This window comes from Streptomyces sp. 1331.2, assembly GCF_900199205.1.
Lineage (GTDB): Bacteria > Actinomycetota > Actinomycetes > Streptomycetales > Streptomycetaceae > Kitasatospora.
The window spans coordinates 2,283,785-2,296,316 of sequence record NZ_OBMJ01000001.1; the positions used below are offsets into that span (position 1 = coordinate 2,283,785).

General features: G+C 76.9%; 7 protein-coding genes and 1 pseudogene. 3 read left to right on the plus strand and 5 right to left on the minus strand.

Annotated elements, in window-relative coordinates:
• Positions 1-3: 3 nt before the first annotated feature.
• The 4 genes and pseudogenes from CRP52_RS40405 to CRP52_RS09615 all read right to left on the minus strand — a co-directional run bounded on the left by CRP52_RS40405 (position 4) and on the right by CRP52_RS09615 (position 5,244).
• Complete coding sequence (locus CRP52_RS40405) at positions 4-1,482, minus strand: ATP-binding cassette domain-containing protein (RefSeq protein ID WP_179852741.1); 1,479 nt, start codon at positions 1,480-1,482, stop codon at positions 4-6.
• Positions 1,483-1,751: 269 nt separating this feature from the next.
• Positions 1,752-2,033, minus strand: coding sequence for a hypothetical protein (locus CRP52_RS09605; RefSeq protein WP_097236012.1), 282 nt, complete (start codon positions 2,031-2,033; stop codon positions 1,752-1,754).
• Positions 2,034-2,210: 177 nt separating this feature from the next.
• Positions 2,211-2,968 (minus strand): annotated as a pseudogene (locus CRP52_RS09610) (NUDIX hydrolase).
• A gap of 155 nt (positions 2,969-3,123) precedes the next feature.
• Complete coding sequence (locus tag CRP52_RS09615; protein ID WP_257033034.1) at positions 3,124-5,244, minus strand: amylo-alpha-1,6-glucosidase; 2,121 nt, start codon at positions 5,242-5,244, stop codon at positions 3,124-3,126.
• A 758-nt stretch (positions 5,245-6,002) separates the two neighbouring features.
• Between CRP52_RS09615 and CRP52_RS09620 the strand changes: the two genes are divergently transcribed.
• Positions 6,003-7,316 (plus strand): alpha/beta fold hydrolase, encoded by a 1,314-nt coding sequence (locus tag CRP52_RS09620; protein WP_097236013.1) that lies wholly within the window; start codon positions 6,003-6,005, stop codon positions 7,314-7,316.
• A 46-nt stretch (positions 7,317-7,362) separates the two neighbouring features.
• Here the strand turns inward: CRP52_RS09620 and CRP52_RS09625 are convergent, their stop codons facing one another.
• A complete protein-coding gene (locus CRP52_RS09625) occupies positions 7,363-8,910 on the minus strand; it encodes a DUF4192 domain-containing protein (RefSeq protein WP_097236014.1) in 1,548 nt (515 codons plus the stop codon).
• Between the two features lie 228 nt (positions 8,911-9,138).
• Here CRP52_RS09625 and CRP52_RS09630 point away from each other — a divergent pair, with 228 nt between their 5' ends.
• Both CRP52_RS09630 and CRP52_RS09635 read left to right on the plus strand, forming a co-directional pair.
• Complete coding sequence (locus tag CRP52_RS09630; RefSeq protein ID WP_097236015.1) at positions 9,139-11,334, plus strand: RecQ family ATP-dependent DNA helicase; 2,196 nt, start codon at positions 9,139-9,141, stop codon at positions 11,332-11,334.
• 431 nt (positions 11,335-11,765) lie between these two features.
• Complete coding sequence (locus CRP52_RS09635) at positions 11,766-12,419, plus strand: hypothetical protein (RefSeq protein WP_373560551.1); 654 nt, start codon at positions 11,766-11,768, stop codon at positions 12,417-12,419.
• Positions 12,420-12,532 lie beyond the last annotated feature (113 nt).

Below are 12,532 nucleotides of genomic sequence, written 5' to 3' on the forward strand. Positions count from 1 at the left end.
GGTTCACTCGCTCCGGTGGTCGTCGGTGGTGGCGGGGGCCGGGACTGCGGTCGCGCCCGAGCCGAGGCGGCGGAGCCGGACGGTGTCGTCGGCGAGCAGCTCGCGACTCTCGTGGCGGCCCGGGATCCTGACCCGGCCGGAGTCCTCGGCCGGGAGCGGGTCGTCCCGGAAGAGCCGGTCGACGGCGACGGTCGGGGCCGGCTCGATGCGCTCGCCGGTCTCGGCGGGCCGGGGGGCGGAAGCGCCGAGGGCTGGGAGGGCGGCGGCGACCACGGCGACCGGCAGCGCACGGGTGGGCAGGGAGGCGTCGCCCTGGGCCCGGGGCACCCGGCGCTGCGGCGTGGTGGCGGCCTCTGCGTCGGGTCCGGGCTCGTGGGCGGTCGGGGCGCCGGGCTCGGGGGCGGGCGCCGGGGCCGGTTCGGGGACGCGTTCGGTGGCGGGCGCCGCGATGCGGACCGGGACGGGGACGGCCTCGGCAGCGGGCTCGGGGCCGGGCTCGGGGCCGGGCTCGGAGTCCGGCTCGACGGAGGGCTCGGCCTCGGATGCCGGGCGGACCCGGAGGTTGCCGGACCGGCCCGAGGCGGCCGGCAGGACGACCCTGGGCGCCGGCTGCTCGACCACCCGGTCGGCCAGCTCGTGCAGCAGGATCCCGTGGCGGTAGGCGAGTTCGCCGATCTCGGTGCGGTCGATGCCGGCCACGGCGAGGCCGACGCTACCGTCCCGCCGGACCTCGGCGCCCTGACTGACCAGCAGGTCCGCCAGCCGCGCCATCTGCGGCCCCCGGACGGCCACTTCGGGGCTGAGCCTGGTCCGGCGGAACTCCGCCACCGGCTGGTCGGCCACCAGGTGGCCGCGGTCCAGGGTGACGACCCGGTCCGCGAGCTGCGAGGCCTCCTGCGGGGTCCGGGTGGTCACCAGCACCGTTCCGCCGGCGACGGCGAAGGAGCGCAGGAAGGAGTGGAACCACTCGATGTTCCGCGGCGACAGCCCGTCGGTCGGCCCGTCCAGCAGCAGGGTGCCGGGGTCGCCGAGCAGGGCGGCCGCCAGGGCCAGGCGGCGGTGCATGCCGGGCGAGAAGGTGCGCAGCCGCTGCCCGGCGACGGCGGCCAGCCGGGTCTGCTCCAGCAGCTCGTCGGCCCGCCGGGCCGGGACGCCGACGGCCGCGGCCAGCATCCGCAGGTGGCTGTGTGCCCTGCGGCCCGGGTGCCCGGCGACCGCGGCCACGCCCTCGCCCGGGCCGGGCAGCAGCACGCCGACCTCGCGCTCGGGGCGGCGGAGCCGGCGGTAACGGCGGCCGTCGAAGAGGGTGACGCCCTGGCCGCGTTCGAGTTCGAGCATGAGCCGCAGCGCGGTGGACTTGCCCGCGCCCTCGGCGCCGAGCAGCGCGGTCACCATGCCGGGCCTGGCGTCGAAGGTCAGATCCAGCACGGCGGGCGGGGCGCCCTTGCGGTGGACTCTGGTCAGTCCGGTGATCTGGATCATCGCTGGCTGCTCCCATGCCCTCGGCCGACCTGCTCGACGCGGAGCGCCCCCGGAGGGGCCGACGGCGTGTGTCCGCACGGCTCCGCGCCAGCACATTAGGGGGCGGCGACGGCTATTCCGGGCATTACGGGAACGGCACGGGCCCACCGCGCGCCCGCCTCACCCGATCAGGGGACAATCCGATCCTGCGATTCACGGACCCGAACGAGGCGCGACCGCGGACGGGAACCACCGACGGCCGCGTCCGCCCGCCGCCACTGGCGCCGCTCCTAACCGGCCGGCCAGGGCAGCGGCGGGAGCTGTTCGCCCCCGCAGACGGCCCGGAACTCGTCGACGGCGGCCTGACCCTCGACGGCGAGCAGGCCCAGCTGCTCGCGTTCGGTGGCCAGCCGCTCCTGCACGGAGGCGAGTGCCTCGGGCGAGCCCTTCCGGTCCTGCAGGGCGGCCAGCTCGTGCTCCGTGGCGGTGGTGGTCGCGTCGAGGCTCCGGTAGTCGGTTGCCAGCCGTGTGATGACGGATCGCTGGTTCGCGCAGTCGTCGTTGATGACCATCACGGGGCTCCTGAGGTCGGGCAGGGCCTTCGGCCCGGCGGCCGGTGCGTCACCGACACTCTGCGCCGGTGCCCCTGCGGCCGCAGCCAGGCCGGGCCATTCGGCGGCCCGGGGCGGCGCGCTCCGACGCGCTCCGGCTCGTTCCGGGCTCGTGGGCCGTCACCTGCGTGGCTCAGCTCAGGACTCCGGGCGGAGCATGGGCGGATTGAGGACGGTCGCGCCGCCGGCCGTGAACAGCTGGGCCGGGCGGCCGCCCTGCCGCGTCGTCGTGCCGCCGGAGGGCAGCAGGAAGCCGGGGGTGCCGGTGACCTTGCGGTGGAAGTTCCGCGGGTCCAGCGCCACCCCCAGACCGCCTCGTACACCCGGCGCAGCTCGCCGACGGTGAACTCGGTCGGGCAGAAGGCGGTGGCGAGGGAGGAGTACTCGATCTTGGAACGGGCGCGTTCCACCCCGTCGGCGAGGATCAGCCCGTGGTCGAAGGCGAGCGGGACGCCGTCGACCGGGTTGTCCCCGAGGAGCTCGCCGACCGGGGCCCAGCGGGCACTGCTGGCGTCGCCGCCGGCCCGGGGCGTCGGCAGGTCGGGGGCGAGCACCAGGTAGGCGACGCTCACCACGCGCATCCGGGGGTCGCGCTGCGGGTGGCCGTAGGTGGCGAGCTGCTCCAGGTGGGCACCGGCGGCGCCGGGGCCGACCGCGTCGTGGCCGGGGGCCGAGTACGCGCGCAGGCCGGTCTCCTCGGCCAGCTCCCGGGAGGCTGCCTCGGCCAGGCCCTCGTCCGGGCGGACGAAGCCGCCGGGCAGGGCCCAGTACCCCTGGAAGGGCGGCTCGCCGCGTCTGACCAGCAGGGCGCAGAGCGAGTGGTCGCGCACCGTCAGCACCACCAGGTCAACCGTGACAGCGAAGGGGGGGAAGGCCGACGGATCGTAACGCGACATGGCGACGATCATAGTCGTCTCTCTGACGATAAGCACAGGCCTGCGCGCAGGCCTGCCCGTGGACCGGGCGGGGCCGGTCGCCGGCCCGCCCCGCACGGTTTGCGCACGGGCGGCCGGGGCCCGCGGGCACGGCCGCGTCGGCGCGTGGCGGGCGGTCAGCGGGCGACGAGCTGCAGGTCCGCCGGCGCCTCCTCGACCATCGCCACCCCGATCCGGCTGACCCGGACCGAGAAGGGCTCGCCCGCCACCCGCAGTCCGGTCAGCTCCAGCTCGCCGAGCGGCGCGGTGCTGGCCGGACGGACCAGGACCCGCCCGCCCGGGACGTCGGGTCGGGCCCCGGCGAGGGCGAACACCGCGTGCGCGGCACCGGCCGCGGAGACCGCCGCCGGGCGGCAGGCGGCCGGGTGTGGCACCGGCGGACAGCCGGGGGCGCGCTGCTCCCCCGCGTACATCTCCGGCAACCGGCCGTCGAAGTGGGCGGCTGCGGCGAGCAGGCCCTCCAGCAGCGTCCCCGCCTCGTTCTCGTGGCCGGCCTCGGCGAGACCGGCCACCGCCAGCGCGGTCTCGTGGACCCGCACCGCGCCGCCGCGGTGGCCCAGCGGGTTGAAGCGGGGGGATTTGGCGCTCAAGGTCCGCAGGCCCCAGCCGCTGTCCAGCTCCGGCGCGACCAGGCGCTGGGCGAACAGCCGGGTCTGCTCGCGGTCCAGCAGGCTCTCGTGCCGGCCGCCGTCGGCCGCGAGCCCGGTGTCCAGCAGGTGCACCAGGGAGGAGCTGAGGGCGGGCAGCGGTTGGCCGCCCGGGGCGAGCCCGGCGGCGGGGCGGCCGCCGGAGAGGTCGTCGATCCAGAACCGCTCGCGGAAGCGCCCGCGCAGCCCGGCGGCCCAGCTGCGCCAGTCCTCGGCGCCCGGACGGCCGAAGGCCTCCAGCAGCTCGGCGCCGTGCAGCGCGGCGCGGTGGGCCTGCGCCTGGACCTCGGCGCGGGCGGCGACGGGGTGAGCAAAGCGCTCCTCGACCGGGCGGCTCAGGTCGGTGACGAAGCCGTCGACCAGGCCCTCGCGCAGGGCGGCCAGGGCCCGCTCGGCGGCCGGGAGCAGCTCGGCGACCTCCGCCCGGGGCAGGCCCCAGCGCCAGGCCTCGGTCAGCACCGTGACGAACAGCAGGGTGGCCTCGGTGGCGGTGCAGGTGGGCGGCAGCTCCGGACCGCCGTGCCGCAGGGCGCCGGGCAGCAGGCCCTCGGTGCGGCCGGGGGCGGCCGGCTGCTGACGGCGGGCCAGTGCCCGGAGGGTGCCGGCGGCCAACCGGGTGCCCAGCGGCAGGGTCAGCCGGGCGGCCCAGAGCGCGTCGGCCGGGGCGAGGCCGAAGCGCCAGGGCGCGCCGGAGGCCGGGTAGAGGTCGGTGGGGCGGTCCGGGTCGGCGAACAGCAGCCCGCCGAGGGCGTCCAGGGACCGGGAGACCAGCGGGGCCGCCCTGGAGTCGTCGCTGCGGACCTCCGGCTCGGACCAGGGCAGCGGGACTCCGGTGCCTCGCCCGCCCGGTGGACGGGGGCCGGTGGCGACGCTTTCCAGCTCGGTGCGCAGCTCGACCGACCAGCGGGCACCGGGCTGGACCTCCAGGTCCCAGCGGAGCACCCCCGCACCGGCCAGGACGGCGTGCGGGGAGGGCTTGGCGCTGACCACCGCGCTGTGCACCGGGCCCGTCCAGCGCAGCCCGGCGGACTGCACCTGGCCCGGCAGGTCGGGCGGGCGGTGCCCGGCGGCGATCTCGGCGACCGGGCCGAGGTCGGTGCCGAGGGCGATCTCCAGCGGCAGCCGGGCGGGGCGCGGACCGGTGTTGCGCACGACGACGGTCTCCACGCCGTCCGCGTGGCGCAGCCGCTCGACGGTGAGCGCCGGGTCCGGGTCAGGGTCTCCGGGGAGGCGTACGGCTCCCAGGAACCGGGCCTGGGCGGTGCTGGTGAGGGTGCCCTGGAGCGGCAGCGGTTCCATGCCGCCCAGCCGCAGCTCCATCCGGGCGAGGGCCCGCACGCCGTTGCGGTAGAAGCCGTGCAGGCCGTGGCCGCGCAGCTGGCCGTCGGGGCCGGAGGCGGCCATCGCCGGGGCGTTGACGCAGATCACCGCCTGGTGGACGGCGGGGGGCTGCGGGCGCGGCGGGGCCATGGGGCGGCCCGGGCCGGCGGGTGCGCCCGCGAGCCACGGGGCCGGAGCCTGGTCGGGCCGGCCGACCGGTCGCGGCGCGCCCACCACGCTCTCGGCCGGCATGGCCTGTGGTGGCCTCATGGCGGTCACCGGACTCTCCTCCCCTCGGCGGTCCGGTGGCCGGGTCAGGCCGGTGGGCCGCGAGCATGCTCGATCGCGTGCTGATGGTGCCGGGCCGGCGGGGTTCCCCGTCGGCGGGTGTGCCGTGTCTGGCCGTACCCGGTGCCGGGTCGTGCCATGCGGTGCTCGGTACCGGACCGGTACCGGCGCACCGCGCCTTGCCGCCGGGCCGCCACCATGCCCGGCACGCCGTCAGGTCCGGTCTCCCGGCCTGCCGGTGACGCCCCGCCCCTCATGGCCCCGCCCGCAGGCCGGGCCGGCCCTCGGGCAGCCGCTGCCGGTGCCGACGTCGCGCCTGGCCATCGGCGGCTGTCGGCGCCCGGGGCGGCCTGCTCCGCACCGCCAGGCGGACTCCGCCGACGCGCGGGGCCCCCGGGGTGAACGCCGCGCACCGGTGCCAGGTCACGCCCCGCCGCGAGCGCCGTCGGTCGGCCCCGACCCGCCGGGCGGTCGTGCCGCTTCCGTCGGGACGTCACCGGGGCCTCGGCCGCGGGCCCTTCGCCGTCTGCGACGCAGGGCCCGGCCCCGGGCTCGCGGGCCGTCACCTGCGGGGCTCCGGTCCGTTTCCACCGGTGTCGGCCGCCCGGTCGGGTGGGCGGGGGCGGTCGAACCGGCGCTCGATCGCGGCCAGGATACGGTGCGGGGGTCGCGGCCTCCGCACCCGGTGACCCCGTGAACCGCGACGCCACCGCTGTGACCAGCAGAGACCGAGGAGTTGCATGTCCACCGTCAGCCGGCTGCCCGGGATTGTCACGACCGACCACGTCTTCCAGGTCCCGCTCGACCACGCCGCCCCGCAGGGCGAGCAGATCGAGGTGTACGCCCGCGAGGTGGTGGCCGCCGGCCGCGAGCGCGACGACCTGCCCTGGCTGGTCTTCCTCCAGGGCGGGCCCGGCGGCAAGGCCGCCCGTCCGCTCGGCCGGGACGCCTGGCTGGAGCGCGCCCTGGACGACTACCGGGTGCTCCTGCTCGACCAGCGCGGCACCGGACGGTCCACCCCGGCCACCCGGCAGACCCTCGCCCGGCGCGGCGGCCCGCAGCAGCAGGCGGACTACCTGGCCCACTTCCGCGCGGACTCGATCGTCCGGGACGCGGAGCTGATCCGCACCCGGCTGCTCGGCGCCGACCGGCGCTGGAGCGTGCTCGGCCAGAGCTTCGGCGGCTTCTGCACCCTCACCTACCTCTCCATCGCTCCCGAAGGCCTGACCGAGGCCTTCATCACCGGCGGTCTGGCCGGCCTCGGCAGCTCCGCCGACGACGTGTACCGCGCCGCGTACCCGCGCGTGGTCCACAAGAACGAGGACCACTACGCGCGGTTCCCGCAGGACGTCGAGGCGGTGCGCCGGATCGCCGCCCACCTGGCGGACTCCCCCGCGACGCTGCCGGACGGCGGGCTGCTCACCGTCGAGGCCTTCCAGGCCCTCGGGCTGCTGCTCGGCGGCGGCAGCGGCTCGGGCACCCTGCACTACCTGCTGGAGGAGGCCTGGGTGGAGGGCGCGGCCGGGCCCGAGCTCTCCGACACCTTCCTGGCGGGCGCCCAGGCCCAGCTCTCCTTCGCGGGCGGGCCGCTGTACGCGGTGCTGCACGAGTCGATCTACGGGCAGCGCTCGGTGGACCAGGGCGGCACCGCCTGGTCCGCCGAACGGATCCGCAAGGAGTTCCCGCAGTTCGACGCCCGGGCCGCGCTGGAGGCCGACGCCCCGGTGCTCTTCACCGGGGAGATGATCTACCCCTGGATGTTCGACACCGACCCGGCGCTGCGCCCGCTGAAGGAGACCGCGAACCTGCTCGCCGCCCGCACCGACTGGCCCGACCTGTACGACCGCGCGCGGCTGGCCGCCAACAGCGTGCCGGTCGTGGCGGCGGTGTACCACGACGACATGTACGTGGACACCGCCGACTCGCTGGAGACCGCCCGCGCGGTGCGCGGCCTGCGGACCTGGATCACCAACGAGTGGGAGCACGACGGCCTGCGGGTGAGCGGCGGCAAGGTGCTGGACCGCCTGATCAAGATGGCGCACGGCGAGGCGTAGCTCCCGGCGGCCCGGCGCGGCGCCGAGCCGTCCTGGGCGCACGGTGTCACTGCGCACGGCGGCCTCCTCTCGCCTCCCGCCGGACGCCCCGGCACCGGTGGAGGCCGCCCCCGGCGCGGACGGCGGGCGCGCACGCCGCCGCGCGGCCGCGCCGCCGGCTCCGGGCGGACCGCTCCCCGGCTGCTCGGGAGCACCCGGGTGCCGTGGCCCAGCCCGGTGCGGGCAGCAGGGCGACCGCGCCGGGGCCGCTCCCGTCCGGCGCCGACCCGCCAGGGCGCCGGAGGCCACCCGGGCCGGGCTCCTCGGGTACCGGCACTGGTGCGGGTGCCGTGGGCGTGCCCTTCCGCCGACCACCCCGGCGGCGCCGCCGCCCACCGGTGCCCCCGCGGGACCGCTCATCCGCCACCTCGGCCGTCTCGGCCGCCCCCGCCGTCGGGGCGGCGGGCCCCGGATCCGCGCCGCCGCCGGGCGGCGGCGGTTCGTCGGCCGGGGCCGACGCGGGCGCGGGCTCCTCGCGCCGCCGCCGCTGGGCCTCGACGGCGGCCAGCAGCGCCCCGGGCGTCATGCCGTCGTTCAGCGACTCGTACAGCAGCTCGGCCAGCAGGTAGTCCGGGGAGAGCCGCAGCGCGTGGCCGAGCACCACGCGGGCCGTCGCCGTGTCCCCGGCGACCCAGGAGGCCCAGGCCAGCAGGGTGAGCGGGGCCACCGCGCAGGCCTCGTGCGGCGGTACGGCGTGCCGGGCGAGGAAGCGCCAGAGCCGCTCGGCGGGAGCCAGCTCGGCGGGGCGGACGTACTCGACGCCGCGGTCCCGGACGATCCGGTCCCGCAGGGCGAACAGCAGCCGGGCCGTCCGGTCCGGGTCGAGCTCCCGGGCGCCGGCCGCGAACTCGGCCACGGCCTGGTCGAGCAGGGCGATGCCCTGCTCCCGGGAGAGGGCGCCTGCGGCCGCCTCGGCCCGGAGGAGCGCCGCGCGCTGCGGGGCGTCCTGCGGCGGGCCGATCGGGACCAGCCCGCCGACGATCGCCTTCCGGCTGCCGCGCGGCACCAGGCCGGCGACCGTCGCAGCGGTGGCCGCCGGGCCCGGACCGGGACCGCACCGCACCGGGTTGCCCGCCGGGTCGCAGCAGCCGTCGCCGCGGCACAGGAAGGACCACCAGCGGCCGTCCGAGACGCACAGCGACTCCTTGACCGCCACTCCCCGGCGGCCGAAGGCCGCCCGGAGGCCGTCCGCCAGCGGCCGCAGGCCGTCCACCACCGGCGGGGCGTGCGCCGTGCCGGGATCCTGACAGAGGTAGAGCAGCACCTGGAGCGGCCGGGAGCCGTGCCGTTCGGAGAGGGCGACCAGCAGGGCGGCCGTCTCCTCCGCTGCGGCCGGCCACTGCTCGGGGGAGGCCGGGAGGTCCGCCCGGACCAGCCCGCCCTGGTGCAGCTCGGGGCCCTGGAGGCCGACCGCGACGATGCTGTCGTCGGGGTAGAACCCCAGGAGGTAGGGCAGCAGCTCGGCCATGTCGGCCGGACCGCGCATGACGACCGGCCGGTGCTCGGAGGCCGGACCGAGGGACAGAATGACGTGTTCGTTGTTCATCGCGTTCATGGCCGCAAGAGTGGACGCAATCCGCGAACGGCGCCGAAACCGACTTTTTTCTGTGGATAACTCCGGCGCCGAATTTCCCTTCGCTCATTCGGAGCAAGCGACACGCCCTCCACCGAGTGGATTTTGACTGCCGTTCAGCGGACCAGCGGATGAAATACGCCTCGTCTTCCCCACCTCCGCCTCCCCGGCATTCGTCGCTTGTCGGCGGCACGGGGTTACATGGACGCCATGCAGCAGCCCGACACCCACACCACCGCCACCCCCGACCGCGCCGAGGTCCGGGCGCGGGCCGAGGCCGTCCTGCGCGAGCTCGCCGGCCCCGGCGCCGCCCTGCGCGAGGACCAGTGGACGGCCATCGAGGCCCTCGTGGTCGACCACCGCCGCGCCCTGGTCGTCCAGCGCACCGGCTGGGGGAAGTCCGCCGTCTACTTCATCGCCACCGCCCTGCTCCGGGCCCGCGGCGCCGGGCCGACGGTGATCGTCTCGCCGCTGCTCGCCCTGATGCGCAACCAGGTGGAGTCGGCGGCCCGGGCCGGCATCCACGCCCGCACCATCAACTCGGCCAACACCGACGAGTGGGACGAGGTCCAGGCCGAGGTCGCCGCCGGGAAGGTCGACGTCCTGCTGGTCAGCCCCGAGCGGTTGAACAACCCCGACTTCCGCGACCAGGTGCTGCCCAAGCTCGCCGCCTCCACCGGCCTGCTGGTGGTCGACGAGGCGCACTGCATCTCGGACTGGGGGCACGACTTCCGCCCCGACTACCGCCGGCTGCGCACCATGCTCGCCGAGCTGCCGCCCGGCGTCCCGGTGCTGGCCACCACCGCCACCGCCAACGCCCGGGTCACCGCGGACGTCGCCGAGCAGCTCGGCACCGGCACCGCCGACGAGCACGCCCTGGTGCTGCGCGGGCCGCTCGACCGGGAGAGCCTCACCCTGGGCGTGCTTGCCCTGCCCGACCCGGCGCACCGGCTCGCCTGGCTGGCCGACCACCTCGACCGGCTCCCCGGCTCCGGCATCGTCTACACCCTGACGGTGGCCGCGGCCGAGGAGGTGACGGCCTTCCTGCGCGAGCGCGGCTTCCCGGTGGCCTCCTACTCCGGCCGCACCGAGGACGCCGAGCGCCGCACCGCCGAGGCCGACCTGCTCGCCAACCGGGTCAAGGCGCTGGTCGCCACCTCCGCGCTCGGCATGGGCTTCGACAAGCCCGACCTCGGCTTCGTGGTGCACCTCGGCTCGCCCAGCTCGCCGATCGCCTACTACCAGCAGGTCGGCCGGGCCGGGCGCGGCGTGGACCGGGCCGAGGTGCTGCTGCTGCCCGGGCGCGAGGACGAGGCGATCTGGCGCTACTTCGCCTCGCTGGCCTTCCCGCCCGAGGAGCAGGTGCGCCGCACCATCGATGCCCTGGCCGAGGCCGGCCGGCCGCTCTCCACCGCCGCCCTGGAGCCCCGGGTGGACCTGCGCCGGGCCCGGCTGGAGACCATGCTCAAGGTGCTCGACGTGGACGGCGCCGTCCGCCGGGTCAAGGGTGGCTGGACGGCCACCGGGCAGAGCTGGGAGTACGACACCGCCCGCTACGCCAAGGTCGCCGCCTCCCGGGAGGCGGAGCAGCGCGCGATGCGCGACTATGCGGCGGCCACCACCTGCCGGATGGAGTTCCTGCGCCGGCAGCTGGACGACGAGCAGGCCGCGCCGTGCGGGCGGTGCGACAACTGCGCGGGCCCGCTGCACACCCCGGAGGTCACCGCCGAGACGCTGGCGGCGGCGCGGGCCGCGCTCGGCCGCCCGGGCGTGAGCTTCGAGCCGCGCCGGCTCTGGCCGACCGGGATGGACGCGCTCGGGGTGCCGCTCAAGGGCCGCATCCCGGCCGGCGAGCAGGCCGAGACCGGCCGCGCACTCGGCCGACTGTCCGACATCGGCTGGGGCAACCGGCTGCGCAGCCTGCTCGCCGAGCAGGCGCCGGACGTCCCCGTGCCCGGCGAGGCGGTGGACGCCCTGGTGGCGGTGCTCGCCGACTGGGCCCGCGGGCCGGGCGGCTGGGCCGGGCCCGCGACGGCGGAGGGCAGCCGGCTGGAGCGGCCGGTCGGCGTGGTGACCATGGCCTCCTCGCGGCGGCCCCAGCTGGTCGGCAGCCTCGGCGCGCGGATCGCCGAGGTCGGGCGGCTGCCGCTGCTCGGCCGGATCGAGTACGCCGGCGGGGTGCCGCCGCACGGGGCCCGCAGCAACAGCGCCCAACGGCTGCACTCGCTGGCCGGGGCCCTGGTCCTGCCGCCGGAGGTGGAGCAGGCAGTGGCGGCGGCCGGCGGGCCGGTACTGCTGGTGGACGACCTCGTCGACTCGGGCTGGACGGTCACCGTGGCCGCCCGACTGCTGCGCCGGGCCGGAGCGAGCGCGGTGCTGCCCCTGGTGCTGGCCGTGCAGGGGTGATGACGTGGCGGCGCAGGGCCGTCGGCGGAACGACGGCCCTCACTCGAATGGCCTAACAGAAAGGATCGAGCCGAGCGATTTCGATCACACCGGTCAACCGGTCGAAGAAAGCGGTGGTCACCACGCCGACGACGGTCACCTCGTCCTTCGGGCGTCGTGGACCAAGGCCCGGCGACATCCGGACGGGAGGTGGATCAGGGTGGAACATATCCGGCAGAACATGGGCTTTCGGATGGCGTTCATCATTTCATCGTTGCCGCCTCGCCCTCGATGCCCCGAGAATTGGGGAGTACCCGAAACCCGGTCCACCGGACCCGCCCTTCGGCGTACCCCGGCACCCGCCTGCCCACGGGCCAGGAAGGAGGATCGTGATCAACGGTATCGACCGAGGTCAGCATCCCCTCTCCGGAGGTTCCACGCCCAGACGGGTACTGGACCTGGAGACCTGGACCGCCTCGGGGATCCCGTTGCTGCGCGACCCCCGCGAGTTCGTCCCGGAACTGCACCAACGCCACCTGCCCCAGCCGGGCACGGTCGTGGTCGCCGTCCTGGACACGCTCCACCGCCTGGCCGCCTCGGCCTCCTTCGCCCCCTGGCCGCACGACACCGACGGCTGGCAGCACCGGAACGCCCTGCTGGCACACCTGCGCCGGATCATCCCGCACGACCTGCGGCTGCCCGAGCCGAGCCGCACCGCCGTCCTGCTGCGCTGCCGCGACGGCGCACCCGGGTGGACGGAGCAGGACGGCGCCTGGATGTGGGCACTGCGGGACGCGGCCGTGCTGCACGGGATGCGCTGCGGCGCGTACATCGGGCTCACCCCGGCGGGCTGGCAGGTCCTCGGGGACGGACGGAACGGGCGCAATCCGCATGCGGGTTCGTGGGCGGACGGGCCGGTGCACACCGTGACGGAGCTGCCGCCGCGCTCGGTGCTCGACGCCCCGCGCGGCCAGCGCGCCCGCCGGCAGGTGGTCGAGCAGCCGCCGCCCGGCGAGGGCGCACCGCGCTCGCCGCAGTCCGAGCCGCCGTGGATCCCGGGGCGGGTCGCCGCAGCCGAGCAGGCCCGCCGCACCGGCACGGGCTGAAGCCGGGCGCGCCACGCCGTGGACCGACGCCGGGCGCCGGCCCCGCCGGAGGACGGACTGCGGGCCCGGCACCGTACGGCGCCGGGCCCGGAGCGGGACGGGTGTGGTCGGGC